This window comes from Pseudomonas pohangensis, from assembly GCF_900105995.1.
Classification (GTDB): Bacteria; Pseudomonadota; Gammaproteobacteria; order Pseudomonadales; family Pseudomonadaceae; genus Aquipseudomonas; species Aquipseudomonas pohangensis.
In genome coordinates this window covers 2,666,165-2,691,419 of sequence record NZ_LT629785.1, presented here as the reverse complement: position 1 = coordinate 2,691,419, position 25,255 = coordinate 2,666,165, and the positions used below count along the sequence as shown (strand labels likewise).

Annotated in this window: 24 protein-coding genes; 19 read left to right on the top strand and 5 right to left on the bottom strand. The window is 61.0% G+C overall.

What is annotated here, in order from left to right; translation table 11 throughout:
• The first annotated feature begins 48 nt into the window (after positions 1–48).
• Entirely contained in the window at positions 49–1,410 is a 1,362-nt protein-coding gene (locus tag BLT89_RS12655; protein WP_090195961.1) for an alpha/beta fold hydrolase, read from the top strand.
• Positions 1,411–1,429: 19 nt separating this feature from the next.
• Here the strand turns inward: BLT89_RS12655 and BLT89_RS12650 are convergent, their stop codons facing one another.
• From BLT89_RS12650 to BLT89_RS12640, 3 genes are read right to left on the bottom strand one after another with little or no spacing between them, the layout of a single operon-like run.
• Positions 1,430–1,954, bottom strand: coding sequence for a DUF3833 domain-containing protein (locus BLT89_RS12650; protein WP_090195958.1), 525 nt, complete (start codon positions 1,952–1,954; stop codon positions 1,430–1,432).
• A gap of 45 nt (positions 1,955–1,999) precedes the next feature.
• A complete protein-coding gene (locus BLT89_RS12645) occupies positions 2,000–2,527 on the bottom strand; it encodes a chalcone isomerase family protein (RefSeq protein WP_090195956.1) in 528 nt (175 codons plus the stop codon).
• Positions 2,524–2,967, bottom strand: coding sequence for a thiol-disulfide oxidoreductase DCC family protein (locus BLT89_RS12640; RefSeq protein ID WP_090195953.1), 444 nt, complete (start codon positions 2,965–2,967; stop codon positions 2,524–2,526). The genes BLT89_RS12645 and BLT89_RS12640 overlap by 4 nt, the downstream gene beginning before the upstream one ends.
• 259 nt (positions 2,968–3,226) lie before the next feature.
• Between BLT89_RS12640 and BLT89_RS12635 the strand changes: the two genes are divergently transcribed.
• The 3 genes from BLT89_RS12635 to BLT89_RS12625 all read left to right on the top strand — a co-directional run bounded on the left by BLT89_RS12635 (position 3,227) and on the right by BLT89_RS12625 (position 7,933).
• Positions 3,227–4,489: a serine hydrolase domain-containing protein gene (locus BLT89_RS12635; protein ID WP_231975016.1), complete on the top strand. Its 1,263-nt coding sequence runs from the start codon at positions 3,227–3,229 to the stop codon at positions 4,487–4,489.
• 270 nt (positions 4,490–4,759) lie between these two features.
• Positions 4,760–6,109 carry a DUF1329 domain-containing protein gene (locus BLT89_RS12630; protein ID WP_197673509.1) on the top strand — a complete coding sequence of 450 codons (1,350 nt, stop codon included), beginning with the start codon at positions 4,760–4,762 and terminating at the stop codon, positions 6,107–6,109.
• A 9-nt stretch (positions 6,110–6,118) separates the two neighbouring features.
• Positions 6,119–7,933, top strand: coding sequence for a DUF1302 domain-containing protein (locus BLT89_RS12625; RefSeq protein WP_090195947.1), 1,815 nt, complete (start codon positions 6,119–6,121; stop codon positions 7,931–7,933).
• Between the two features lie 155 nt (positions 7,934–8,088).
• On the opposite strand, the gene BLT89_RS12620 is transcribed toward BLT89_RS12625, so the two are convergent.
• On the bottom strand, positions 8,089–9,288 hold the full coding sequence (locus BLT89_RS12620) for a CaiB/BaiF CoA transferase family protein (RefSeq protein ID WP_090195944.1): 1,200 nt from the start codon (positions 9,286–9,288) through the stop codon (positions 8,089–8,091).
• 96 nt (positions 9,289–9,384) lie between these two features.
• Here BLT89_RS12620 and BLT89_RS12615 point away from each other — a divergent pair, with 96 nt between their 5' ends.
• The 11 genes from BLT89_RS12615 (at position 9,385) to BLT89_RS12565 (ending at position 19,724) form a co-directional block, all read left to right on the top strand.
• Positions 9,385–9,927, top strand: a complete 543-nt coding sequence (locus tag BLT89_RS12615; protein ID WP_090195941.1) for a YaeQ family protein — start codon at positions 9,385–9,387, stop codon at positions 9,925–9,927.
• Positions 9,928–10,046: 119 nt separating this feature from the next.
• Entirely contained in the window at positions 10,047–11,759 is a 1,713-nt protein-coding gene (gene recJ / locus BLT89_RS12610) for a single-stranded-DNA-specific exonuclease RecJ (RefSeq protein ID WP_090195937.1), read from the top strand.
• Between the two features lie 166 nt (positions 11,760–11,925).
• Positions 11,926–12,333, top strand: a complete 408-nt coding sequence (locus BLT89_RS12605; RefSeq protein WP_157718867.1) for a hypothetical protein — start codon at positions 11,926–11,928, stop codon at positions 12,331–12,333.
• Between the two features lie 151 nt (positions 12,334–12,484).
• Positions 12,485–13,580, top strand: a protein-coding gene (gene prfB, locus BLT89_RS12600) for a peptide chain release factor 2 (RefSeq protein WP_157718866.1) whose coding sequence is annotated in 2 segments (ribosomal slippage) — positions 12,485–12,556 and positions 12,558–13,580 — 1,095 coding nt in all. Because the reading frame shifts where the segments join, the coding sequence is not laid out codon by codon here.
• A 123-nt stretch (positions 13,581–13,703) separates the two neighbouring features.
• Positions 13,704–15,206, top strand: a complete 1,503-nt coding sequence (gene lysS / locus BLT89_RS12595) for a lysine--tRNA ligase (RefSeq protein WP_090195932.1) — start codon at positions 13,704–13,706, stop codon at positions 15,204–15,206.
• A gap of 42 nt (positions 15,207–15,248) precedes the next feature.
• A complete protein-coding gene (panD, locus tag BLT89_RS12590; RefSeq protein ID WP_408003046.1) occupies positions 15,249–15,689 on the top strand; it encodes an aspartate 1-decarboxylase in 441 nt (146 codons plus the stop codon).
• A 72-nt stretch (positions 15,690–15,761) separates the two neighbouring features.
• Positions 15,762–16,475: a TetR/AcrR family transcriptional regulator gene (locus BLT89_RS12585; protein ID WP_090195926.1), complete on the top strand. Its 714-nt coding sequence runs from the start codon at positions 15,762–15,764 to the stop codon at positions 16,473–16,475.
• A 43-nt stretch (positions 16,476–16,518) separates the two neighbouring features.
• Complete coding sequence (locus tag BLT89_RS12580) at positions 16,519–17,070, top strand: hypothetical protein (protein WP_090195924.1); 552 nt, start codon at positions 16,519–16,521, stop codon at positions 17,068–17,070.
• Positions 17,071–17,077: 7 nt separating this feature from the next.
• Positions 17,078–18,373, top strand: a complete 1,296-nt coding sequence (locus tag BLT89_RS12575; RefSeq protein WP_090195921.1) for a flavohemoglobin expression-modulating QEGLA motif protein — start codon at positions 17,078–17,080, stop codon at positions 18,371–18,373.
• 11 nt (positions 18,374–18,384) lie between these two features.
• Positions 18,385–19,299, top strand: a complete 915-nt coding sequence (locus tag BLT89_RS12570) for an alpha/beta hydrolase (protein ID WP_090195919.1) — start codon at positions 18,385–18,387, stop codon at positions 19,297–19,299.
• Between the two features lie 95 nt (positions 19,300–19,394).
• Positions 19,395–19,724, top strand: coding sequence for a hypothetical protein (locus BLT89_RS12565; protein ID WP_090195916.1), 330 nt, complete (start codon positions 19,395–19,397; stop codon positions 19,722–19,724).
• A 1-nt stretch (position 19,725) separates the two neighbouring features.
• Here the strand turns inward: BLT89_RS12565 and BLT89_RS12560 are convergent, their stop codons facing one another.
• Complete coding sequence (locus BLT89_RS12560; RefSeq protein WP_090195914.1) at positions 19,726–20,061, bottom strand: pilin assembly protein; 336 nt, start codon at positions 20,059–20,061, stop codon at positions 19,726–19,728.
• A 145-nt stretch (positions 20,062–20,206) separates the two neighbouring features.
• On the opposite strand from BLT89_RS12560, the gene ppc reads away from it, so the two are divergent.
• The 4 genes from ppc to BLT89_RS12540 all read left to right on the top strand — a co-directional run bounded on the left by ppc (position 20,207) and on the right by BLT89_RS12540 (position 25,229).
• Complete coding sequence (ppc, locus tag BLT89_RS12555; RefSeq protein WP_090195911.1) at positions 20,207–22,843, top strand: phosphoenolpyruvate carboxylase; 2,637 nt, start codon at positions 20,207–20,209, stop codon at positions 22,841–22,843.
• A gap of 153 nt (positions 22,844–22,996) precedes the next feature.
• The gene (adk, locus tag BLT89_RS12550; RefSeq protein ID WP_090195908.1) at positions 22,997–23,644 is read left to right on the top strand and encodes an adenylate kinase; all 648 of its coding nucleotides are present in this window, start codon (positions 22,997–22,999) and stop codon (positions 23,642–23,644) included.
• Positions 23,645–23,724: 80 nt separating this feature from the next.
• On the top strand, positions 23,725–24,408 hold the full coding sequence (gene tsaB / locus BLT89_RS12545; protein WP_090195906.1) for a tRNA (adenosine(37)-N6)-threonylcarbamoyltransferase complex dimerization subunit type 1 TsaB: 684 nt from the start codon (positions 23,725–23,727) through the stop codon (positions 24,406–24,408).
• A gap of 41 nt (positions 24,409–24,449) precedes the next feature.
• The gene (locus BLT89_RS12540; protein ID WP_090195903.1) at positions 24,450–25,229 is read left to right on the top strand and encodes a class I SAM-dependent methyltransferase; all 780 of its coding nucleotides are present in this window, start codon (positions 24,450–24,452) and stop codon (positions 25,227–25,229) included.
• Positions 25,230–25,255: the final 26 nt, after the last annotated feature.

Sequence of the window (25,255 nt, the reverse complement as noted above, 5' to 3'; positions counted from 1 at the left end):
ACACTGTAGTCATCGGCCCGGGCTCTGCGAACACATCAGGAGTTCAACGTGAACAAACTGCTACAGCAACTGCTGCACAATGGATTGCTGCTCAATGAACGTTTTGCCGCCTCGGCGGTGAATGGTTTTGACTGGCTGTTTCGTCGTGGCGAACTGGTCAAGTCAGGGTTGACCTGGTTCGAGTACGTGCATGTCGGCGACCTGATGAAGGTGCGCCACTACGATCTGCGTACCGATGGGAAGATAGATTTTGCCGACGGCAGCAGTTTGCCGATCAGTCTGGAAAGCCATCAGATTCCGCTGTTGCTGGTACCGCCACTGGGCGTGATTGCCGATACCTTCGATCTGATGCCGAACCGCAGTCTGGTGCGCTACATGGCGGCGCGTGGCTTCAAGGTATACATGATCGACTGGGGCACGCCGACCCGCGCACATGCCAGCTTGCGCCTGCAGGACTATGCCGATCGCATGATGAACGAAGCGATTCAGGCGGTGCTTGAACACAGTGACGCGAAACAGGTTTCGTTGATGGGCTGGTGTATGGGCGGGTTGCTCAGCCTGATGCAGGCCGGACTCAAACGCGACGCAAGGATTGCCAACATAGTGACGGTTGCCAGCCCGATTGACACCCGTCAGGGCAGCGGTGTGATTGCCAGCATGGGGCGAGTGATCAATACCCCGGCGAAGATGATGCGCAAGGTCAGCGACTTCCGCTTGCTCAACGTCGATCCGCAAAAGATGCATGTACCCGGCTGGATGACCACGGTCATGTTCAAAATGACCGACCCGGTCGGCAGTGTGACCACCTATTGGGACCTGCTGATGCGCCTGTGGGATCGCGAGTTCGTGGTCAATCACTCGACCACAGCCGACTACCTGAACAACATGCTGGCTTACCCGGCCGGCGTCGTTCAGGACATGCTGGTGCGGGTGACGGTGGGCAACAAACTGGCCAAGGGCGAAATCCGGCTGGGCAACAAGATCTCTCGCTTTGCCAATATCCAGGCACCACTGTACGTGTTTGCCGGCAAGACGGATGCGCTGGTATCGCCCTCGACAGCCAAGGCGATCATCGGTCTGGTGTCCTCTGCCGACAAGTCTTTCGAGGTTGCTCCGGGTGGTCACATGGGCGTGATTCTCGGCAGCAAGGCACGCGAGCATGTCTGGAAAAGTTCGGCTGACTGGCTGGCAGATCGTTCAAAGGCGAGCGTCACAGCTACCAGACGCAAGAGTGCTGTCGGTAAAACTTCCAGCGCCAAGGTTCAGCCCAAAACCGTAAGGCCGGCAACTGCGGCCAAACCGGGTGCGGCGAAAAAACTGCCTGCAGCGGCGCAGGCGCAAAAAAAAGCCAGTCCCACCAAGGCTGCACCAAGGCGTGGTGGTAACCAGCCGGTCAAGGTCAAGCCCTAGTTTTGCTTTTCAGCATCGCTCAGTCCTGCTTGCGAAAGAACAGGGTTACCTGGCCCAGCTCCACGCCGAGTTTGCTCATGAAGGAACGATTGATCAGGGTCTGCGCGTCCAGCAGGTACATCCAGTCGTCGAAATGTACCTGGTAGACACTGCCGTCTACCGGTAGCAGCAGATCGTAGCGCCAGCGCAGGGCGTTGCCTGCTACTTCGCCGATGGCCTCGCCGAGCACATCACCGGCGCTGCCACGCCACTGCCCGGGGCTGATTTCACGCAGTCTCCAGATGCGTTGCCGGGTACTGCCGTCGCTGTAGGTAAAGTGCTCGTCGAGTACCAGTTGGGCTCCTTCCATTCGCCCTTCAATCAGCACATGGAAACGCTTGATCACTTTGCCCGAACGATCCTGGAACATGCCCCAGGCGTCGGTGCGGCCAGTGAAATATTCACGCAGGTCCAGTGCTGGTTGCTGATCGCGATAGTCCTCGACCTGGGCATGGCTGCAGGCCATCAGCAGGCTGCAAAGGATCAGGGTAAGCAGGGTTTTCATGGCAGGTATCCTGGATGGCTTGTGACCTGGCAGCGCAGTGAGTGACTAGCGAATGCCGAGCAGCTGCTCGCGCAATTCCGGTTCACTGGTATCCGTTCCGAGCCAGATGGCGAAGAACGCCCGGGCAAACAGCGGGTCGGCTATGGCGTGCTGCAAGCGCTCACCAACATAGAACCGGCAGCCCTGCCCCGGCAGGAATACGCCGGTAATCTGCTGCCCGGAATCCACATCGACAAAAGCTTTGTACATTTCGCTCTGCCATTGTCGAAGTTGTTCGGGGCTGGCGTTTATGCCCGTCTGGCGAGTGATCTGTTCAAGGCTGACTTCTACCAGGTCGTCACGGCTGATGGCGCGGTGATAGGTCAGCTCCAGGGCGTAAGGTTTTTCCGGGTCGAACTGTGCAGCCGGGCCAAGCAGCCGTGCGCTGTAGATACGAAAACCGAACAGGCTCAGTTCTCCCTGACCGATCACCCGGGCGTCCGGAACCTCTGTCCGCCAGCTGGCCTGAACAACCATGCTGCCCAGGCACAGCAGCATCAGCAGGCTACCGGCTATGTTGCGCCATGTGCTCATCGGGGATGCCTTGCCGGTGGCGGTGAATATTCTTCGCCCCCCATGCACTGCTTGCTGCAGCGCACCTTGCCTTCAGGGTGGGGTAACCAGGCCAGATGTGGCTTGAGCCAGACAAATAGCGAGTAAAGAGCACGCCACAAAGGACGCAAAGGTCTGATGGCCAGCGGCGCGACCCAGAGGCCGAGGCCGGCGGCCCGCCAGCTATACAGGGTGGCGTCTATGCCGGTGTGCCATTCACCGCTGGTGGTGCGGGCGTGCAGGCAATTTTGCAGTTGGTACAGGTCGGGGCCTTGTTGCTCGGGGGTGAAACCGGCAGCGCTGATGTCAATTAGTTGCAGGCGTTCAGGAGGCGCGTGTCGTTTGAGCAGGCGGACTTCCCTGGCGCAAAGGGGGCAGGAACCATCTACAAAAAGGGTTACCGGAAGTTCGACACTGTTCATTTGAATACCTATACAAGACATGTACAAGAATATAGTCTAGTAATGATATTGCAAGGTGTTTATCCCTGAACAACTGTTTCGATCCTTGTCGGATGCCATCGCGAATGCCGGTACCAGCCAATGGCTGAAGTGATTGCCTGCGCAGGTCGGTGCCATGTGCTTAAGTGTCTGCTTGAGACTTCATCCGATCGGGAAATCACACCTTATGGCGAATCCGACCAGCAAAAAATCTGTTCTGCTCACTGCCTGCCTGCTTGCAATGTCCGCTCCGACTGCCATGGCGCTACCCGCATTCCCGGATGCCCATGCCAGTGATCCGGTTGTGCTGGGCCTGATGCAGGGCTTTCCACCGGCACCCGACAAAGTGGTGAACTTCAGTAACTACCTGCAGTTCCCGCAATTGCGCTGGGCCTTTTCCCATGCGCGGGAAATATTGCCGACGGCGAATGTGGCGCGAGGCGAGGGGCCGGTAGCGCCCTTGCTCAGAGCCGAGCGCAAGGACATCGACAGCCTGACTTTCCTGCCGCTTGGTAGTGATCAGCCGATGACCTGGGAGCAGTCACTGGCGGCCAACTACACCGATGGCATTGTCATCCTGCACCGCGGCAAGCTGGTGTATGAGCGCTACTTCGGTGCGCTGGATGCGCAGGGACAACACATGGCGATGTCGGTGACCAAGTCGTTTGTCGGCACGCTCGGGGCGATGCTGGTGGACGAGGGAGTGCTCGATCCCCAGGCCAGTGTCAGCCACTACGTGCCGGAGCTGAAAGACAGCGGTTTCGGCAATGCCACGGTGCGCCAGATCCTGGATATGACTACAGGCATCCGCTATTCGGAGAACTATGCCGACCCCAAGGCGGAAATCTGGGAGTACGCCCGCTCGGGGCATATTCTGCCGCGCCCGCAGGGCTATGACGGCGCCACTTCGCTGTATGCCTTTCTGCAAAAGGTCCAGCCCGAAGGCCAGCATGGCCAGGCGTTCGCCTACAAGACGGTGAACAGTGATGTGCTGGCCTGGATCGTACAGCGGGCCACCGGCCAGTCGGTTGCCGAACTGCTGCAGACGCGCATCTGGAACAAGCTGGGGGCCGAGCAGAGTGCTTATCTGATACTCGACGAAGTCGGCACCGGATTTGCCGGTGGTGGTTTCAACGCCGGCCTGCGTGACATGGCGCGCTTTGGCGAGACCATGCGTCTGAACGGCCGCTTCAATGGTCAGCAGATCATTCCCGAAGCTGTAGTGGCGGATATCCGCAAGGGCGCCAGTCAGGCGGACTTCGCCAAGGCCGGTTACCAGACCCTGCCGAACTGGAGCTACCGCGACATGTGGTGGGTATCGCACAACGCGCACGGGGTGTTTGCTGCGCGCGGCATTCATGGACAAACCATTTACGTCGATCCCAGGGCCGAGATGGTGATTGCGCGCTTCGCCTCCTTCCCGGTGGCGGCCAACGCGGTTATCGATCCGACTTCGCTGCCAGCCTATGCGGCTGTGGCCAAGTTGCTGATGGATACTCCCTGAAGGGCGCTGGTGTCCTGCTTGCCCGGTACGGCCAGTAAATTGCGGGTTTTTTGCCCGCAGCGGTCCGTATTCAAGCTGACGTCGATCGGCGGTCAGCAGTTGTTGCCGGGCGCGGCTTTGCGTGCATTTCTTTGTCCGCACAGGGTGGCCGGACAGGTGAAAGGTCCGGAATCCGCGTTGCTTAAAATGTGTAATCAACTACATTAATGTGACGACTTATTTCAGCGCACCTTCTGCGGCACCTCGGTTGCCCTCCAGGGAATACCTCCCATGAACCATCCTTCGATGCTGGCTGTCCTGCTGGGTTGCACATTCCTTTATTCCTCGTTGTCGCTGGCCGGGTTGAGTGCCGACCAGGTTGCCCGGCTGGATGGTGATCTGACGCCGGTGGGTGCCGAGCGTGCCGGCAATGCCGATGGCAGCATCCCGGCCTGGACCGGCGGGCTGCCAGCGCAGCCGATGGATGAAAAGGTCGGTTATGTCGATCCCTATGCTGCCGACCCGGTGCTGTTCACCATCACTGCAGAGAATGCCGATCAGTATGCCGAGCAGCTGACGGATGGCCATCGCGCGCTGTTCAAGGAGTTTCCGGAAACCTACCTGATGAATGTCTACCCGACCCGGCGCAGTGCCAGTTGGCCCGCCAAGGTGGTAGAGGAGATAAAGATCCAGGCGCCCATTGCGCGTACCGAAGGCTACAGTCTGCTGGACGTGGGCAAGACCTCGGTACCTTTCCCGATTACCCGGGACCCGCTGCAGATGATGTGGAATCACGTTCTGCGCTGGAAGGGCGGTTCAGTGATACGTGAGTACAGCTGGTTTCCGGTTGACCGCAAGGGGCGCTATTTCACTGTGCGGGTGATCGATGCGATTGCCTTTGACCAGAAGGGCTATATGAAGGAGTCGCGGCCCAACCGGCTGGCCAACTTCTATGCTCTTTACCTGTCTCCGGCGAGTATCGAAGGGCAATTGACGCTGGTCTGGGAACCGATCAACCCGGTGGCGAAAAGTCGCCAGACCTGGAGTTACAAGACAGTGGTGCGCCGCGTCGTGCGTGAGCCGAGTCTGGCTTACGACAATATCGACAGGCGTACCCAGGGCTTGCGTACTTCCGATCAGTACGATGGCTGGAACGGGGCGCCGGATCTGTACGACTGGAAGCTGCTGGGCAAGCGCGAAATGTACATTCCCTACAACAGCTACAAGCTCAGTTCGAAGAGTCTCAAGTACACCGATATCCTCAAGCCCGGCCACCTCAATCCGGATTTGCTGCGTTACGAGTTGCACCGGGTGTGGGTGATCGAGGCGACTTTGCGCCCGGGCGAACACCATCGTTACCCGCGGCGGATTTTCTATCTGGATGAAGATACCTGGCAGGTATCGATGGAGCTTGATTACGACAGCGACGGGCAACTTTGGCGCTTTGGTGATCACCCTGCGATGCAGTTCTACGATGTACAAGTGCCCTGGTACCGGGCCATGGTGCATTACGATCTGAAGGCGCACGCCTACCTGGCCAGCGACCTGGACAACGAAAGCAAGCGTCCGCGCGAGTGGGGCCGGATCGGCGAGATCAATGACTTCCTGCCGGTCAATTTGCGCCGTCTCGGCACGCGCTAGGGAGCAAGCATGCATAACAACAAGACCTCCTCCCGCGTCCGCCTGAATCTGGCAATGCTGCTTGCCGGGCTGACTGCTGTCCTGCAGGCAATACAGGTTCAGGCGTTGCCGTTTGTGGTGAACGACGACATCGTCGGCGTATGGAACAACAGTCTGGTGGTAGCGGCAGCCTTTCGTGCCCGCGATGCCGACAAGCAACTGGTCGGTTTCAATAACGCACCCGAATACCCGGGCGCCCACGGCGCCGTATCTACCGGCGATGACGGTAACCTGAACTATCAGAAAGGTGACCTGGTCAGCGCCCCGCTGGTCTATACCACCGATCTGGAGCTGCGCTACCAGGACAAGTACGGGGTCTACGGCAAGATGCGTTCCTGGTATGACTATGCCGGGGAGAACAAGAATGTTCCGCATGGCCATATCCCCAATAACTATCAGCCAAACGCCAAGATGGACGACAGTGACTTCTATGATTACAACCAGTTTTCCGGTTATGAACTGCTGGATATGTACGTCTACGGTAACTGGGATATTGGTGAAAATCGCCTGAGTGCGCGCCTGGGCAAGCAGTCAATCAACTGGGGCGAGAGCCTGCTGTTTATCGGCATCAACGGTTTCAATCCGCTCAATTTTTCTGCACTGGGCCGTGCCGGATTGCGTCAGGATGACGCCCTGGTGCCGGTAAACCGCATCTACACCAACCTGATTACCGACAACGGCGTCAGCCTTGAGGCTTTTTATGCCCTCGACTGGGAATCTTCACGTTTTCCACCATGCGGTTCATTTGTCAGCACCGATCTGATGCTCGATAGCAGCTGTCTGTTGGGCACCTCGGCACTCAACTACACAGATTATGAGCAGTTGAATACTCCGGCTCTGCGGAATGCGACTGTGGCGACGCTGAGCAATCAGAACAAGCCGGATGGCTCCGGCCAGTATGGGCTGTCCAGTCGCTATTTCGTTGAGCCACTGGATACCGAATTCGGCCTCTACTTCGTCAATTACGATGCGACCATTCCGGTTGCCACCATGCGCAATTGTGCTCCCCCGGTATCGGGCTTACCTTGCTTGCCTCCATTCGGTTTCTATATTCCGCTGGAATATCAGGAGGACATCAAGATGTACGGCATTTCTGCCGCCACCGGTGAGGGGGAGACAGCCTTCAGTGCCGAAATCAACTACGTGGAAGGGCTTGAGGTGCAGCGCAATATCCCCGAGATGCTGGCCGGTGCGCTTGCCCTGCAGGACAAGGGTATCTATGCCGAGAGAATGCGCGAGCTACCTCCGGGTGCGGTGCTGGACGGCCTGCTGGTGGATCGGACCCAGCTGTTGCTCGGTGCCAACATGGATATCTCCCGGGATATCAACATGAATGAAGCGACATTGGTCGTTGAAACCGCCTGGCAGTGGGCGGATCTGCCCGGTACCGATGAGGAGCGCATCGGCCGCAATAGCCATTGGGGTGCGGCAACCGGTCCCAATGGTGTGTGCGAACAGGTCACGGTGAATGCCAATGGCTGCAAGACCGATGGTTTTGCCACTGAATTTTCCTGGGGCTACCGTGCGCTATTCACCTTTACCCAGCCGCTACCGGGCTATGGACTGGAATTCCAGCCGCGCTTTGCCTGGAGTCATGATGTCGAGGGATATTCGGTGGATGCCACTCAGGTCGAAGGTCGGCAGGTGTTTGGCGCGACCTTGCGCACGATTTTCCAGCGCCGGTTTTTCCTTGATGTCGGGCGGACCTGGTTCAGGGCTGATACGGATTACGACGGGATACGGGACCGGGATGCCTATCTGATTGCTGCTGGTTTGTCGTTCTGACCCTGCTTTGCAGGGTGGGCTTCAGTCCACCAACTCACAGCCCGCAGGCCGGGTAGCGGTGGGCTGAAGCCCACCCTACGAGTTATTGCCAATACGTAGCAGTCACATAGTCCGCAGTTGGAGCTGACGACTGCGTTGTTTATGCGGCTGCGGGCTTAAATGGCGCCGCTGCTTTTCATTTTGGCAATCTGCTCGGGACTGTATCCAAGCGCGCTTAATACCTGCTGGTTGTGCTCGCCCAGCGCCGGACCGGTCCACTCAACCGCGCCCGGCGTGTCCGACAGCTTGGGCACTATGCCGGGCATCCTGAACGGCTTGCCGTCGGGTAATCTGGCTTGCAGGAACATCTCGCGGGCAAGGAATTGCGGGTCCTTGAACATGTCTTCGGCGCTGTAAATCCGGCTGGCCGGCACCTCTGCCTGCTTCAGGATTGCCTCGACTTGCGCCAGCGGCAGGTTGGCCACCCAGCGTTCAATCACGCCGTAGAGTTCATCACGGCGCCGGTCGCGGCCGGCGTTATCGGTCAGGCTCGGGTCATCGGCCAAGTCAGAGCGATCAATGGCACGCATAAAGCGCTGGAAGATCGCATCGCCATTGGCGCCGATCTGGATGTGCTTGCCGTCGGCGCAGGTATGGATGGAGGAGGGGGTGATGCCGGGCATGATGTTGCCGCTGCGCTCGCGAATAAAACCGAATACATCGAACTCCGGCACCATCGACTCCATCATGGCAAACACCGCCTCATACAGCGCCACATCGACCACCTGACCCTGGCCACCGTTGACCTCGCGATGGCGCAGCGCCATCAGCGCGCCGATCACGCCCCATAGCGCGGCAATCGAATCGCCGATCGAGATGCCGGTGCGCACCGGTGGACGGTCCTCAAAACCGGTGATGTAACGCAGTCCGCCCATCGATTCGCCCACCGCACCAAAGCCTGGCTGATCCTGCATCGGCCCGCTCTGGCCGAAGCCGGACAGACGTACCATCACCAGCTTCGGGTTCAGCGCGTGCAGCACGTCCCAGCCCAGGCCGAGTTTTTCCAGCACGCCGGGGCGGAAGTTCTCGATCAGGATGTCGGCTTCCGCCAGCAGCATTTTCAGCACCTCAAGACCCTCTGCGTGCTTGAGGTTGAGGGTGATCGACTGCTTGTTGCGCGCCTGCACGAACCACCACAGCGAGGTGCCCTCGTACAGCTTGCGCCACTTGCGCAACGGATCGCCGCCATCCGGCGATTCGACCTTGATCACCTGGGCACCGAATTCGGCGCAGATGCGCGCGGCAAACGGGCCGGCAATCAGGGTGCCAAGTTCAATCACTTTGAGTCCGGCGAGGGGTTTGTCGGGCAGGTTCATCGGGGTGGTCCATCCATCGGTCGATGGCCGTGACTCTAACCTGTGCCACCCCTATCGGGTAGACTTGCGCTCCATTCCCGCGATCAAGAAGTCCCCATGGCCCAGCCATCGACCACCTACAAAATCGAGCTCAACCTCACGGATATGGACCGCAGCGTCTATGAAAACCTGCGCTTCACCGTGGCCCGGCACCCGTCGGAAACCGAGGAGCGCCTGGCCGTGCGTCTGCTGGCTTACGCGCTGTTCTATAACGAGCAGCTGGCCTTTGGCCGCGGGTTGTCGGATGTCGATGAGCCGGCGCTGTGGGAAAAGAGTCTGGACGGGCGCGTACTGCACTGGATCGAGGTCGGCCAGCCGGATGCCGAGCGCATGACATGGTGCTCGCGGCGCACGGAGAAATTCACCCTGCTCGCCTACGGCAATCTGCGCGTATGGCAGACGCGGGTGCTGGATGGCGTGCGCAGCCTGAAAAACCTCAATGTGCTGGCCTTTGATCAGGTTGCGCTGGACGAGCTGTCCACTGATTTACCACGGGCGCTGAACTGGAGCGTGATGATCAGTGACGGCGAACTGTTCGTCACCGACGAGCGCGGCCAGCATGAAATCCCCATGCAGTGGCTGGCCGGCAGTCGCGATTGAGTGTTAACCGGCTGCTGTAGGCTGGGCTTCAGCCCACCATTGAACAATGCCGCGGTGGGCTGAAGCCAACCTACGCCCACCCTGCATCGTTGTTTCAACGAATAAGGATACTCGTCGTAATGCGCATCGAAGCCCGCCCGCTACCCACTAACTTGCCTGACCTCGGCGATCTGCCGCCGCTGCTGACCCGGCTGTATGCCGCGCGTGGTGTGCAGTCGGCAACGGAGCTGGATAAAGGCCTGGCGCGGCTGCTGCCCTATCAGCAGCTCAAGGGGATTGCCGCTGCAGTGGATCTGCTGGTTGTCGCCATGGAGCAGCAGCAACGCATCCTGATTGTCGGTGATTTCGATGCCGATGGTGCTACTGCCAGCTCCGTTGGCCTGCTCGGTTTGCGCATGCTCGGTGCGGCCCATGTGGATTACCTGGTGCCTAACCGCTTTGAATACGGCTACGGCCTGACCCCGGAAATCGTCGCGGTGGCCTTGCAACGCCAGCCGGATTTGCTGATTACCGTGGACAACGGCATCTCCAGCGTCGACGGCGTGGCAGCGGCCAATGCGGCCGGATTGCCGGTGCTGGTCACCGATCACCACCTGCCCGGCGCCGAATTGCCGGCAGCGGCGGCCATCGTCAATCCGAACCAGCCGGGTTGCACCTTTCCGAGCAAGGCGCTGGCCGGTGTCGGGGTGATCTTCTATGTACTGCTGGCACTGCGCGCGCGGCTGCGCGAACTGGGTTGGTTCACTGCGCAGCGGCCGGAGCCGAATCTGGCCGAGCTGCTCGATCTGGTGGCGCTGGGCACGGTGGCCGATGTGGTGCCGCTGGATGCCAACAATCGCATTCTGGTGCATCAGGGGCTGGCGCGGATTCGTGCCGGGCGTGCCCGCGCCGGGCTCAAGGCGGTGCTGGAAGTGGCCGGCCGCGAGGCGCAGCGGATCAGTTCGACCGATCTGGGCTTTATCCTCGGCCCGCGGCTGAATGCCGCCGGACGGCTGGACGACATGAGTCTGGGCATCGAATGCCTGATCTGCGAAGACCCGGTGCTGGCGCGCGATATGGCCAGTCAGCTCGATCAGCTGAATCAGGACCGCAAGGCCATCGAGCAGGGCATGCAGCGCGAGGCGCTGGCCAGGCTCCAGGACCTGGCGCTGGATGATCTGCCGTTCGGCCTGTGCCTGTTTGAACCGGACTGGCATCAGGGCGTGATCGGCATCCTGGCGGCGCGCCTGAAGGAACGCTATCACCGTCCGGCGATCGCCTTTGCCGACGCCGGTGGCGGTTTGCTCAAGGGTTCGGCGCGCTCGGTGGAGGGGCTGCATATCCGCGATGCGCTGGATGCGGTGGCGGCGGCCAATCCGGGGCTGATCAGCAAGTTTGGCGGGCATGCGATGGCGGCAGGCCTGTCGCTGCCGCAGGAAAACTTTACGGCCTTTGCTGCAGCCTTTGCCGCCGAAGTAAGCCGTCAGCTGTGCGCCGAGGACCTGACCGGCCGGCTGTTGTCCGATGGCCAGCTGGCGGCCGGGGAGTTCAATCTGGCGCTGGCTCAGGCGCTGCGTCAGGCCGGTCCCTGGGGGCAGCACTTTCCCGAGCCGCTGTTCGAGGGCCGCTTCGAAATCATCCAGCAGCGCCTGGTCGGCGAGAAGCACCTGAAGCTGCTGCTGCGCACCGAATGCGCTACACAAACCCTCGATGCCATTGCCTTCAATATCGACCGCGAGCTTTGGCCGAACCCGAATGTGAAGCAGGTTGAACTGGCCTACAAGCTGGATGTGAACGAGTTTCGCGGCCGCGAAAGTGTGCAGTTGCTGATCAGCCATATTGCAGCGGCCTGAGCAGGGCTGGCAAAGTGTCTGCATACAATTTGCCCGGATTTTCCTTGCAAGTGCTAAGTTTTACCCGGTAAGGACTCAGGGCTTCAGGAGGCTATGGCGTATGCAAGAAGGGACGGATCAATACCGGAGCAGCCGAAGCGGTAGGGCGCTATTGAGCGGGCTGGTCATGCTGCTGGCAGGTTGTGCCGGCAGTGCCGGAGAGGACGGGCAGAATGTGCTGCAACTGTCCTTGCAGCCAACCCGTGAGAACGCCGGCAACCTCGGGCAGGCAGCTTTGGTGACCCGGGGCGAGCAAACCGATCTGAGCATGTTTATCGGTGGCGTACCGATGGGAGTGAGCCGGCCGTTGAACCTGCTGACCTACATCTATCCCGGCAGTTGCTCGGCGCTGGGAAAACAACCGGCCTATGCGCTCAACCAGACCACTCAAACCCTGCGCGTGGATGGTGGCTGGCGCCTTTCGAAAAGCATACCGGCGACCCTCGAGCAATTGCGTGCCGGCGGTTATGCGCTGGTGCTGAGCACCACCCCGGCGGACCGCTCGATGCAGATTTTTTGTGCAGAGATCAATTAATTTGAGCTGTGGACGGCCAATAGTCCCGCGCCAGCAAGGGTGACAAAACGGCACCAGGCAGTTGCCGCTGCCCGGACAGCTGCCGGCGGCGGTTGACTCGGGTATACTCGCGGGCTTTCTCCGCCGCTATTACCCGTGAGTGCTGCCAGCCATGGAAATCAACCCGATTCTGAACCTTATCAAGGACCTGTCCGAGCGGACCCAGACTATTCGGGGGTATCTTTGACTACGATCAAAAGCATGATCGGCTGGTCGAAGTAAACCGCGAGCTCGAAGACCCCAACGTCTGGAACGACCCGGAATATGCGCAGAATCTGGGGCGTGAACGCGCCCAGCTGGCGCAAATCGTTGAAACCCTGGATGACATGGCCGCAGGCCTGACCGACTCCGGCGAGTTGCTGGAAATGGCGGTCGAAGAGGATGACGAGGGCGCTGTCGCCGATATCTCCAGCGAACTGGAACGGCTGACCGGCATTCTCGAAAAGCTCGAATTCCGTCGCATGTTCAGCAACGAGATGGATCCGAACAACGCCTATCTGGATATCCAGGCCGGCTCCGGCGGCACCGAGGCCCAGGACTGGGCCAACATGCTGCTGCGCATGTACCTGCGCTGGGCCGACAAGCGCGGCTTCGAAGCCACCATCATGGAGCTGTCCGCCGGTGAAGTAGCCGGAATCAAGGGCGCCACCGTGCATATCAAGGGCGAGTACGCCTTTGGCTGGCTGCGCACCGAGATCGGCGTGCACCGGCTGGTGCGCAAGAGCCCGTTCGACTCCGGCAACCGTCGGCACACCTCGTTTACCGCGGTGTTCGTCTCGCCGGAAATCGATGACAACATCGAGATCGAGATCAACCCGTCCGATCTGCGCATCGATACCTACCGCTCCTCCGGCGCCGGTGGCCAGCACGTCAACACCACCGATTCCGCGGTGCGGATTACCCACGTGCCGAGCAATACCGTGGTCTGCTGTCAGAACGAGCGTTCCCAGCACGCCAACAAGGACACCGCGATGAAGATGTTGCGTGCGCGTCTGTACGAGCAGGAAGTGCAGAAGCGCAACGCCGCCTCGCAAGAGCTGGAAGACAGCAAGTCGGATATCGGCTGGGGCCACCAGATCCGTTCTTACGTGCTGGATGCCTCGCGGATCAAGGATCTGCGTACCAATATCGAACGCAGTGACTGCGACAAGGTACTGGATGGCGATATAGACGAATACCTCGAGGCCAGCCTCAAACAAGGACTGTAACTTTGACTCCCTCTCCCCCTGGGGAGAGGGCTGGGGAGAGGGCGTCAAGTCCGCAATTTGTCCCCCTCACCCTAACTCTCTCCCCGGCGGGGGGAGGGGATAAACAGAGATGGAATGAAGAACATGAGCGACCAACAACTCGACCACCACGAGCTGCAGCAGGAAGAAAACAAGCTGATTGCCCAGCGCAAGGAAAAGCTGGCTGCCGTGCGTGAGCAGGGCAATGCCTTCCCCAATGACTTCCGCCGCGACAGCTACTGCGCCGACCTGCAGCAAGCCTGTGACGGCAAGAGCAAGGAAGAACTGGAAGCCGCAGCGACTCCGGTCAAGGTCGCCGGGCGCATCATGCTCAACCGTGGTGCGTTCATGGTGCTGCAGGACATGAGCGGACGCATCCAGCTGTATGTCAATCGCAAGAGCCTGCCGGCCGCCACGCTGGAAGCCATCAAGCACTTTGACCTGGGCGACATCATCGCTGCCGAAGGTACGCTGGCGCGTTCCGGCAAGGGTGACCTGTATGTGGATATGAGCAATGTGCGCCTGCTGACCAAGGCCCTGCGTCCGCTGCCGGACAAGCACCATGGCCTGACCGATACCGAGCAGCGTTACCGCCAGCGCTATGTCGACCTGATCGTCAACGAGGAAGTGCGCGAGACCTTCCGCGTGCGTTCCCAGGTGATTGCGCATATCCGCCAGTTCCTCATGCAGCGCGACTTCCTTGAAGTGGAAACGCCGATGCTGCAGGCGATTCCCGGCGGTGCCGCAGCCACGCCGTTCGAGACCCACCACAATGCGCTGGATCTGCCGATGTACCTGCGCATCGCCCCCGAGCTGTACCTCAAGCGTCTGGTGGTGGGCGGCTTCGAGAAGGTCTTCGAGATCAACCGCAACTTCCGCAACGAAGGCGTGTCGACCCGGCACAACCCCGAGTTCACCATGCTCGAGTTTTACCAGGCCTATGCCGACTACGAAGACAACATGGACCTCACCGAAGAGCTGTTCCGCGAACTGGCGCAGCTGGTGCTCGGTACTACCGACGTGCCTTACGGCGACAAGCTGTTCCATTTCGGCGAGCCGTTCGTGCGGCTGTCGGTGTTCGACTCGATCCTCAAGTACAACCCCGAGCTGAGCGCAGACGACCTCAACGACATCGACAAGGCGCGTGCCATCGCCAAACAGGCCGGGGCCAAGGTGCTCGGTTTTGAAGGGCTGGGCAAATTGCAGGTGATGATTTTCGAAGAGCTGGTCGAGCACAAGCTGGAGCAGCCGCACTTCATCACCCAGTATCCGTTCGAGGTGTCGCCACTGGCGCGGCGCAATGACCAGAACCCGAGTGTCACTGACCGTTTCGAGCTGTTCATCGGCGGCCGCGAGATCGCCAACGCCTATTCCGAGCTGAATGACGCGGAAGATCAGGCCGAGCGCTTTATGGCCCAGGTGGCGGACAAGGACGCCGGCGACGACGAGGCCATGCACTACGATGCCGATTTCGTCCGCGCGCTGGAGTACGGCATGCCGCCCACCGCCGGTGAAGGTATCGGTATCGACCGGCTGGTGATGCTGCTGACCAATTCGCCGTCAATCCGCGATGTGATCCTGTTTCCGCACATGCGTCCGGAAGTCTGAAGGTTTCGTCAGCCCGCCCCGGCGGATCCGGGGAATCCACCTGTGCTTGTGACCGGCCCCGGCCGTCTGGAGAAGAAATCGATGTATCGCAGCATGTTCCGCAGCAAGATTCACCGCGCTACCGTCACCGGCGCAGATCTGCATTACGAAGGCAGTGTGACAATTGACGCAGACCTGCTTGAGGCCGCCGACATCCTGCCCAATCAGGAAGTTGAAATCTGGAACGTGACCAATGGCGAGCGTTTCAGTACCTACGCCCTGCGCGGCCAGCCGGGCTCCGGGGTGATCTGCATCAACGGGGCGGCTGCACACAAGGCCAGTACCGGCGATCTGGTGATCATTGCCACTTTCAGCTGGATGAGCGATGAACAGGCCCGTGTCTGGCAGCCGCTGGTGGTATTTGTGGATGAACACAACCGGATTGCCGACAGCCGCAGCGAGCAGGCAGGCCAGGCTGAACTGGATCAAGTTGTCTGGCAGTAGACAGGACAGGATGGATATTCTTGCTGGAACAGGCCGCAAGGCCTGAAATGCGTACGAGAGGATTCAGCCGCTTTGAGCAATAGACCTGTTGCAGAAGGAGCTTCCGGAGCCGCCAGCGCGCTGGTCGAAAGCGTCCAGTACCAGGGCCGCAAGGCCAGCCGCAAGGGCAGCGAGCAGCGCCGTCAAGCCATACTCGATGCCGCCATGCGCCTTATCGTGCGCGATGGTGTGCGTGCCGTGCGTCATCGCGCGGTTGCTGCGGAGGCCGGGGTGCCATTATCGGCCACCACCTACTACTTCAAAGACATCAACGACCTGATAACCGACACCTTTGCCCAGTTTGTCGAGCGCGGTGCTGCCTCGCTGGCACGCATGTGGGCCGAGTCCGAGGCTGACCTGCAACGCATGGCTGCCGGTCTGCAGGGCGACAGGCAAACGCGACAGGCGATTGTCGAACAGATTGTCGAGCGCTCCCTGTTGCATGTGCGCAACCAGCTGGTGGGCAACCGCGACAGCTTGCTGGCCGAGCAGGCGTTGCGCCTGGAAGCCCTGAACAACCCGGCCTTGCGCGAGCTGGCCAAGGCCCACCAGCGAATCCTTTCCACCGGTGTCGCACACTTTTTCGAGGTGCTCGGCTCCCGCCAACCCGAAGAAGACGCGCAGCTGTTTACCTCGATCATTCTGCGCATGGAATATCAGGGCTTGCTGGCCGGGCTGGAGAATATTGATGTCGACGAGACGCGCGGCATTCTCAGACGCTATCTTTACCTGGTGACCGGTTTGTAGAAGTCAGCGCCGGTCAGTCATAGGCAGCAGCAAGGAGCTGGAAGTGAAAGCATTGCGCGTGATGATGGTCCTGTCTTTTCTTCTGCTTGGCGGCTGCCTGGTGGTGTTTCGCGAGCCGCTGCCGGCCAATGAACAACCGCCCATGGCGCTGCTCGGGGAATGGTCGCGCACCAACGAGTGGGGTGAGCAGATGTTTCTCGATATCAGCCGTGCCAGTGCCAGCAGTTTCAACGCGCGCTTGATGACGGGTAGCCCGGACAATCTGGAAGGCGCCGAGGAATATACCTTCAGCATCAACCGCAGTGGCCATCGCTGGTATTTTTCCATGCCGTTGCCCAAGCGCTTCGGCGCCAACTTTGCGCTGGGCGGCTTCGAGATTTCCAGCAGAAACGAACTGATCCTGTACAGCCTGGATGACGAGTTGTTCGTTGAGCAGGTAAAGGCCGGCCGCTTGCCGGGCCAGGTTGTCGAGGTGGCCGGTGAGGAGAGTGCGCTGATCACCGCCACTACAGCCCAGGTGCTGGCGTTCCTCAATGATCCGGCCAATTCCGATGCATTCGTCGAAGCTGGGCGTTTCCAGCGCAGCAACCAGTGAGAACCGCATGACTACGCTTAACCCGCAGGACGAATACCCGCAGACCATCCGCGCCCTGTCGGATCGCATCGTGCAGGCGCAGACACCGATTCGCGTGCTGGATGCCATCAAGTGGGATGACGATATCGGCAAAGCGTTCCTCAAGGCCAAAGGCAAGGCATTGCCCAAGGTGGATCGTGCCTACTACGAGACGCGGCCGCTGCCCTTTGATGCGGGCCAGAAAAAACTCGAATTCCAGAACATCGAGCGCGATATCACCCGGCAACTCGGCCAGTTCAATCCGGTCGGGCAGATCATGCGCCGCATGTGCAAGGAATACCGCATGGTGGTGCGCATGCTTGAAGCGCGCGGTACCGAAGATTTCGGCCTGATTTCCCAGGATCTGTACGGCGCCGCCTCGGATGCCTTCCATGCCGGTGACCCGACCCTGGCCGACCTCGGGCTGATGTTTTCCGACTACCTGAACAACATCGACAATCGCGGCGACCTGCAGGACGAAGTCAAGGATCTGACTGCCAAGGATGCCGTAAAGCTGTTGCAGGGGCGCCTGAACAAGGTGTTTGGCGAGGATGAGACGACCATCCGCGTGTTCGAGTCCGATGGCATTCTGGCCGATGCCGCAGCCGGTGCCGATTACATCAAGATCCGCAGCGATGCGATGTTCAACGCACGCGACGTCAAGGCGCTGGAAGTGCATGAGGGCATGGTGCATGTGGCCACCACGCTGAATGGCCTGAATCAGCCGATCTGCACCTTTCTGGCCAAGGGCCCGCCATCCTCGACCGTGACCCAGGAAGGCCTGGCGATCCTCATGGAGGTGATCGCCTTTGCCTCCTATCCGACCCGCCTGCGCAAGCTGACCAACCGCACCCGCGCCATCCATATGGCCGAAGAGGGCGCCGACTTCATCCAGGTCAGCGATTTCTACCTGGAGCAGGGCTTCAGTCTGGAATACAGCTACAGCAATGCCAGTCGCGCTTTCCGTGGTTCGACACCCACCGGCTTGCCCTTCACCAAGGACCTGTCCTACCTGAAGGGCTTCATCATGGTTTACAACTACATCCAGCTGGCCGTGCGTCAGGGCAAGCTGGAGCAGATCCCGCTGCTGTTCTGCGGCAAAACCACCCTGGAAGACATGCGTACCCTGCGCCAGCTGGTGGATGAAGGACTGGTGGTGCCGCCCAAGTACCTGCCGGAGCAGTTCAGCGACCTCAGTGCGCTGTCGGCCTGGATGTGTTTCTCCAACTTCCTCAACCACCTGAGCCTGGATCGCATCGAAGCGGACTACGCGAATATCCTCTAGGAACTGACGTCATGGGTTCGCGGCTTGCCGTTCGTCTACCAGGCCTTCGCGGGCTGTTTTTCCTGCTGGCAGCATTGTTCCTGCAGGGTTGCAGCGAGCTGCTGTTCTATCCCGAGCCGGGTCTGCCGCTGACGCCAACGGCTGCCGGGCTTGAATACCGTGATGTGCAACTGACCAGCGCCGATGGCACGCGGCTGCATGCCTGGTGGCTGCCGGCCAAACCGGGCGTGGCGGTCAAGGGGACGGTGCTGCATCTGCACGGCAATGGCGGCAATCTGGCCTGGCATCTGGGCGGCAGTTACTGGTTGCCGGAGCAGGGCTATCAGGTGCTGCTGCTGGATTATCGCGGCTATGGCCTGTCCGGGGGCGAGCCGAGCCTGCCGGCGGTGTATGGCGATATCGAGGCGGCGTTTGCCTGGCTGCAGCAAGCTCCCGAGGTGCAGGGCAAGCCGCTGGTGTTGCTGGGGCAGAGCCTCGGTGGCGCGATGGGTGTGCATTATCTGGCCACACATCCGGCGCGGCGTGCCCAGCTGCAGGCCGTGGTGCTGGATGGCACGCCGGCCAACTATCAGGATGTGGCGCGCAATGTGCTGGCCGGTGCCTGGCTGACCTGGCCGCTGCAGGTGCCGCTGAGCTGGATGGTGCCGCAGGCCGACAGTGCGCAATTCGCCATGCCGCAGCTGGGCGGATTGCCGGTGCTGATATTCCAGAGCATTGACGATCAGGTAGTACCGCTGTCCAGCGGTATCACGCTGTACAAGGCGGCCCGGCCACCCCGGGTATTGCAGCTGACCCGCGGCGCCCATGTGGAAACCTTCAGCGAGCCGGTCTGGCGTGAGGTGATGCTCGGCTATCTGCAGGACCCGGCCGGGTTCAGCGGGTTGCGGCGCCTGGCCGAGGCGCCCCTCGGTGAATCCCCGCAATGACTTGCTGCTGCCAGTTTGCCGGGCAGGTGCGGTATCCTTGGCGCCCGCAAAATAGCGTTTAACTCCTGAACCTTTTACCGAGCAAGTGAGCTGACATGAGTGAAGAGCGTAACCCGATTCCGCTGATTCTTACCGGCATTGCCAGTATTCTCGGCACCGTGATGGTGCTCTGGTACTACGGCTATCTGCATTTTGCCAAGGAAGAGGACGCGCTGCTGCTGAGCGAGTTCACCATGCTCAAGACCATCGAAGGGGTCGATTACAAGGTCTCGCTGGCACCGGCCGACCAGATCGCCCAGTGCTTTGATGGTGTGCTGGTGCTGTTCGACATGCAGCAGAAGGGCCTCAGCGGCGTGCTGGTCGATCAGCGCAAGCGCGCAGTGCGCTGTGTCGGTGAGGAAACGCCGCAGATCACCAAGCCCTGAGTCATTTCCCGCCGACCTGACGCAAAGCCTCCATGTGCTTGTGGGTCAGGGCCAGAAAGCGCGGTGTCGGGCCGATATCCTCGTACTGCGGGTCGCCTTGCTCGTCGGTGGCGATAATCCTGCTGCCCTTGACGTACGGCAGGCTGGCCGCCAGTTCTTCCAGGGCTGCGGCGACCAGCTCGCCGAGCAGTTCCTCGGCACTGCGTAGCGGATACATCTCGGCCAGTGCTTCCAGCCGGGCGCCGGCTTCCAGACCCAGACGCAGCTGATAGCGGGTCGGGGACAGCTCATCGGTGGCGTTACGCTGCCAATGCTGGGCAAGTTCACGGATTTTCATATATACCTCGATAGAAGCCTTGTTGTGCACAGCCCGCGGATTTTTCAACGGGTTGTAAGCATCAGCCTAGACTGACTTTGTCAGCCTGCAGGGTGGTTGGTTCAAGGTTCGGCAAGTTTACAGGCCAGCTGGTTCGAGGTGTGTTTTGACAGAGATCGATGCCCGTTTGCGGGAAAATGTCCATTTGTTGGGGCAGTTGCTCGGCGATACCCTGCGCACGCAACTGGGAGAGGCGTTCTTCGACAAGATCGAGCGTCTGCGTCTGGGGGCGAAGCAGTCTCGGCAGGGCAGTAGCGAGGGTGCCGAGCAGTTGTCGGCAACCCTCGACGGGCTGGAAAGCGAGGAGCTGCTGCCGGTAGTCAGGGCCTTCAGTCATTTTCTCAATCTGGCCAATATTGCCGAGCAGTATCATCAGGTCCACCGGCGCCAGCCCGGTGAGGCGCAACCGTTCGAGCTGCTGGCGTTGCCGGCGCTGCTGGAGAAACTGTTGGCCAGCGGCCAGCCGGCGGAGCTGCTGTGGCAGCAGGTGAGTGCGCTGGATATCGAGCTGGTGCTGACCGCGCACCCCACGGAAATCGCCCGGCGCACGCTGATCCAGAAATACGATGCGATTGCCGAACAGCTGGCGCAGCAGGATCACAGTGACCTGTCAGCGGCGGAGCGCGAGCGGATTCACCAGCGCCTGGGCATTCTGGTGGCCGAGGCCTGGTTCACCGATGAAATTCGCCAGACCCGGCCCACGCCGCTGGATGAGGCCAAATGGGGCTTTGCCGTTATCGAGAACTCCCTGTGGCAGGCGTTGCCGAATGTCCTGCGCCAGGCTGACCGGGCGCTGCAGGCGGCGACCGGGCAAGGCCTGCCGCTGGCGGCAGCACCGATTCGCTTCGCCTCCTGGATGGGTGGTGACCGCGATGGCAATCCGAATGTAACGGCTACGGTGACCCGTGAGGTCTTGCTGCTGGCGCGCTGGATGGCCGCCGACCTGTTTTTGCGCGATATCGACGAACTCGCCAGCGCACTGTCCATGCAGCAGGCCAATGCCGCCCTGCTGGCGCGGGTGGGCGATTGCGCCGAGCCATATCGTGCCCTGCTCAAGCAGCTGCGTGAGCGTTTGCGCGTGACCCGCAGCTGGGCCGAACAAGCCCTGCAGACGGATATCCAGCCACCGCCGGAAGTGTTTCAGGACAATCAGTCGCTGCGGGAGCCGCTGCAGCTGTGTTACCAGTCGCTGCATGACTGTGGCATGGGCATGATTGCCGACGGAGCCTTGCTCGACTGCCTGCGGCGGGTGAGCAGCTTCGGCCTGTTTCTGCTGCGCATGGACATTCGTCAGGATTCCGCACGGCATAGCGCGGCGATGGATGAAATAACTGCCTATCTGCAGCTGGGCAGTTATGCGCAATGGGATGAACCGACACGCAGCGAGTTTTTGCTGCGCGAACTGGATAACCCGCGGCCACTGTTGCCGGTGCATTTCCAGGGCTCTGCCGAGACCATGGAGGTTCTTGCGACGTGCAAGGTGGTGGCAGAGGCGCCGCCGGCCTCGCTGGGCTCCTATGTAATTTCCATGGCCGCTGCGCCCTCGGATGTACTGCTGGTGCAGTTGCTGCTCAAGGAGGCCGGGATGCAGCGGCCGATCCGCGTCGTGCCGCTGTTCGAGACTCTGGCCGACCTGGAAAACGCCGGCCCGGCCATTGACCGCCTGCTCGGCTTGCCGGGCTATCGCCAGCGCCTGGAAGGGCCGCAGGAAGTAATGATCGGCTATTCGGATTCGGCCAAGGATGCCGGTACCACGGCCGCCGCCTGGGCGCAGTACCGTGCCCAGGAAGCGCTGGTTGCCGTTTGTCGGCAACATGGAGTCGAGTTGCTGCTGTTTCACGGCCGTGGCGGCACCGTTGGCCGGGGCGGCGGCCCGGCACATGCGGCGATTCTGTCGCAACCGCCGGGCTCGGTGGCCGGACGCTTCCGTACCACCGAGCAGGGCGAAATGATCCGCTTCAAGTTCGGCCTGCCGGCAATTGCCGAGCAGAACCTCAACCTCTATCTGGCCGCAGTACTGGAGGCAACCCTGTTGCCGCCGCCGGCACCGCAGACAGCCTGGCGCGAGGCCATGGGCCGGCTGGCAGCAGACGGAGTAGCCGCATACCGTGCGGTGGTGCGTGAGGATCCACAGTTTGTGGCCTATTTCCGTCAGGCGACGCCGGAGCAGGAACTGGCGTTGCTGCCACTGGGCAGCCGGCCGGCCAAGCGCCGCGAGGGCGGGGTGGAAAGCCTGCGCGCCATTCCGTGGATTTTTGCCTGGACCCAGATGCGCCTGATGCTGCCGGCCTGGCTGGGCTGGGAAACCGCACTGGATAATGCAATCCGGCGCGGTGAAATGGCCTTGCTCAAGGACATGCGCGAGCAGTGGCCGTTTTTCCGCACGCGCATCGATATGCTGGAAATGGTCATGGCCAAGGCCGATGCAACGATCGCGCAGCTATATGACGAGCGGCTGGTGGCGGATGAATTGCGACCGCTGGGCGAAAAATTGCGCGGCTTTTTGTCGCAGTCGAGTGCTGCAGTGCTGGCTGTGACCGGTCAGTCGCAGCTGCTTTCCCATAGCCCGCAGACGCTGGAGTCGATCAGCGTGCGCAATACCTATCTGGACCCGCTGCATCTGCTGCAGGTAGAGCTGCTGGCGCGTTCGCGAAGCAAACCGGCGAATGCTTCCGGCACCCTGGAGCGGGCCATGCTGGTCAGCGTGGCCGGGATTGCTGCAGGATTGCGCAATACCGGTTGATCACGGGCACCCCCTACTTTGGGCAGGCTTGTGCCGCGGGGTGCTGCTGTGTATCTTGGCACCCTTTGGGTCGACTGCCTGCCCGCCAGAATCCAGGATTGCCCGCAAGAGGCGAATCTGCAAAAACATAGACCAATCTTGAGGAGCACATTGATGCGCGTGATTCTGCTGGGAGCGCCCGGTGCCGGTAAAGGTACCCAGGCTCGCTTCATTACTGAAAAATTTGGCATTCCGCAGATTTCCACCGGCGACATGCTGCGTGCGGCAGTCAAGGCCGGCACTGAACTCGGCGTACAGGCCAAGAGCGTGATGGATGCCGGCGGTCTGGTGTCTGACGACCTGATCATCAATCTGGTCAAGGAGCGCATAGCCCAACCCGATTGTGCCAAGGGTTTCCTCTTCGATGGATTTCCACGCACCATTCCCCAGGCCGAAGCCATGCAGCAGGCCGGTGTAACCATTGATCATGTGGTTGAAATCGCCGTCGAGGATGAAGAGATTGTCGGGCGTATTTCCGGCCGTCGCGTGCATCCGGCGTCCGGGCGGGTTTACCACACCGAACACAATCCGCCGAAAGTGGCCGGCAAGGATGATGAAACAGGTGAGGAGCTGATTCAGCGTGAAGATGACCAGGAAGCCACCGTGCGTCATCGCCTGTCGGTTTATCACGCGCAAACCAAGCCGTTGATCGGTTTCTACCAGGCGGTAGCAGCGAAGGACGGTACGCCGAGGTACAGCGCCATTCCCGGGGTTGGCTCGGTCGAAGAGATTACTGCCAAGGTGATGGCTGCCTTGAGCTGAGAAATTGCACTGCAACCGACGGCCCGCTTGCGGGCCGTCGGCGTTTATACTGCCTGCCTTTCCCCTGCCGGACCCTGTCGATGACCACTCTGCTGGCCCTGGATACTGCCACTGAAGCCTGCTCCGTTGCCCTGCTGCACGATGGCAAGGTCATCAGCCATTACGAGGTCATTCCGCGCCTGCATGCCCAGCGCCTGCTGCCCATGATAGAAGCCTTGCGTGCCGAAGCCGGGATTGCCTTGTCGGCGATTGATGCCATCGCTTTTGGCCGGGGGCCCGGCGCCTTTACCGGGGTGCGTATTGCCATTGGTGTGGTGCAGGGGCTGGGTTTTGCCCTGCAGCGCCCGGTGCTGCCGGTATCGAATCTGGCAGTGCTGGCGCAGCGTGCCCAGCGCGAGTTCGGCGCCCGTCAGGTTGCGGCTGCCATCGATGCGCGGATGGATGAGGTGTACTGGGGCTGCTATCAGCTGGAGCAGGGCGAGATGTGCCTGCAGGGAGAGGAGTCCGTGCTGGCGCCCGAGCGTGCCAGTTTGCCGCGTCTGGCCGCGGGCCAGTGGTTTGGTGCCGGCACCGGCTGGGCCACCTTCGCTGGACGCCTGCCCGGTCAGGTAGAGCAGTCTGCTGGAGAGCTGTTGCCCCATGCGCAGGACTTGCTGCAGCTGGCGCAGTTTGCCTGGGAGCGGGGCGAGGCGCTGCCTGCCGAGCAGGCGCAGCCGGTTTACCTGCGCGACAACGTGGCCACACCGAAGAAATTCCCGGCCTGAAGTAGTCCTTCGGCCCCATGCAATCGCTGGAGAGTTATTCGATGGCTGAGCAGCCACCTGCACCGCGCGTACGCGTCGAGGCCCTCGATCCCGGCTGGGCCGAGGCCGCCGGTTACTGGGCTGCCCGTCTCGGTCTGCCGATGCTTGGCGATGCCGAATTCGCCTTGCAGGTCGGTGCCGGCGGGTTGCAACTGCTTGAGTGCATCGAGCACGGCCCCGGGCCGGTGAAGGTGGATTTTGTCGAGGGTGCCGCTGCCCATAGACGCCTGCACGGTGGCGGCAGCGGACAGCTGATTGCCAGGGCGGTGGGCCTGCAACCGGGCATCCGGCCGACGGTGCTGGATGCTACGGCCGGACTGGGGCGTGATGCCTTTGTGCTGGCAACGCTCGGCTGCCGTGTTGACTTGATCGAGCGCCAGCCGCTGATCGCTGCCTTGCTCGAGGACGGTCTGCAGCGTGCCGCGCTGGACGCCGAGGTAGCCTCGATCGTGGCGCGCATGCACCTGCACTGTGGCGATGCCATCGCCTTGCTGCGCAGCTGGAGCGCAGAGGCGCCGCAGGTCATCTATCTCGACCCGATGTTTCCCCATCGCGACAAGAGTGCGCTGGTGAAAAAGGAAATGCGCCTGTTCCGCCCGCTGGTCGGTGCCGATGCGGATGCACCAGCCTTGCTCGAGGCAGCGCTGGCGCTGGCTTCGCACCGTGTGGTGGTAAAGCGCCCCCGCAAGGCCCCGGCGGTGGAGGGCGGCAAGCCGGGCTATGCGCTGGAAGGCAAGTCGAGTCGTTACGACATCTATCCGAAGAAGTCACTTAAAGGCTAGGCTGCAGAGAACTCAGTAGGGGGTTC

Coding starts and splice junctions, on each gene's coding strand:
- BLT89_RS12575 (WP_090195921.1), top strand. CDS start 17,078: ATGACTACGCTTAACCCGCAGGACGAATACCCGCAGACCATCCGCGCC.
- BLT89_RS12570 (WP_090195919.1), top strand. CDS start 18,385: ATGGGTTCGCGGCTTGCCGTTCGTCTACCAGGCCTTCGCGGGCTGTTT.
- recJ (WP_090195937.1), top strand. CDS start 10,047: ATGCGCATCGAAGCCCGCCCGCTACCCACTAACTTGCCTGACCTCGGC.
- adk (WP_090195908.1), top strand. CDS start 22,997: ATGCGCGTGATTCTGCTGGGAGCGCCCGGTGCCGGTAAAGGTACCCAG.
- tsaB (WP_090195906.1), top strand. CDS start 23,725: ATGACCACTCTGCTGGCCCTGGATACTGCCACTGAAGCCTGCTCCGTT.
- BLT89_RS12650 (WP_090195958.1), bottom strand. CDS start 1,954: ATGAAAACCCTGCTTACCCTGATCCTTTGCAGCCTGCTGATGGCCTGC.
- BLT89_RS12635 (WP_231975016.1), top strand. CDS start 3,227: ATGTCCGCTCCGACTGCCATGGCGCTACCCGCATTCCCGGATGCCCAT.
- BLT89_RS12625 (WP_090195947.1), top strand. CDS start 6,119: ATGCATAACAACAAGACCTCCTCCCGCGTCCGCCTGAATCTGGCAATG.
- BLT89_RS12620 (WP_090195944.1), bottom strand. CDS start 9,288: ATGAACCTGCCCGACAAACCCCTCGCCGGACTCAAAGTGATTGAACTT.
- BLT89_RS12630 (WP_197673509.1), top strand. CDS start 4,760: ATGAACCATCCTTCGATGCTGGCTGTCCTGCTGGGTTGCACATTCCTT.
- BLT89_RS12640 (WP_090195953.1), bottom strand. CDS start 2,967: ATGAACAGTGTCGAACTTCCGGTAACCCTTTTTGTAGATGGTTCCTGC.
- BLT89_RS12605 (WP_157718867.1), top strand. CDS start 11,926: ATGCTGCTGGCAGGTTGTGCCGGCAGTGCCGGAGAGGACGGGCAGAAT.
- BLT89_RS12645 (WP_090195956.1), bottom strand. CDS start 2,527: ATGAGCACATGGCGCAACATAGCCGGTAGCCTGCTGATGCTGCTGTGC.
- BLT89_RS12565 (WP_090195916.1), top strand. CDS start 19,395: ATGAGTGAAGAGCGTAACCCGATTCCGCTGATTCTTACCGGCATTGCC.
- lysS (WP_090195932.1), top strand. CDS start 13,704: ATGAGCGACCAACAACTCGACCACCACGAGCTGCAGCAGGAAGAAAAC.
- BLT89_RS12540 (WP_090195903.1), top strand. CDS start 24,450: ATGGCTGAGCAGCCACCTGCACCGCGCGTACGCGTCGAGGCCCTCGAT.
- BLT89_RS12615 (WP_090195941.1), top strand. CDS start 9,385: ATGGCCCAGCCATCGACCACCTACAAAATCGAGCTCAACCTCACGGAT.
- BLT89_RS12560 (WP_090195914.1), bottom strand. CDS start 20,061: ATGAAAATCCGTGAACTTGCCCAGCATTGGCAGCGTAACGCCACCGAT.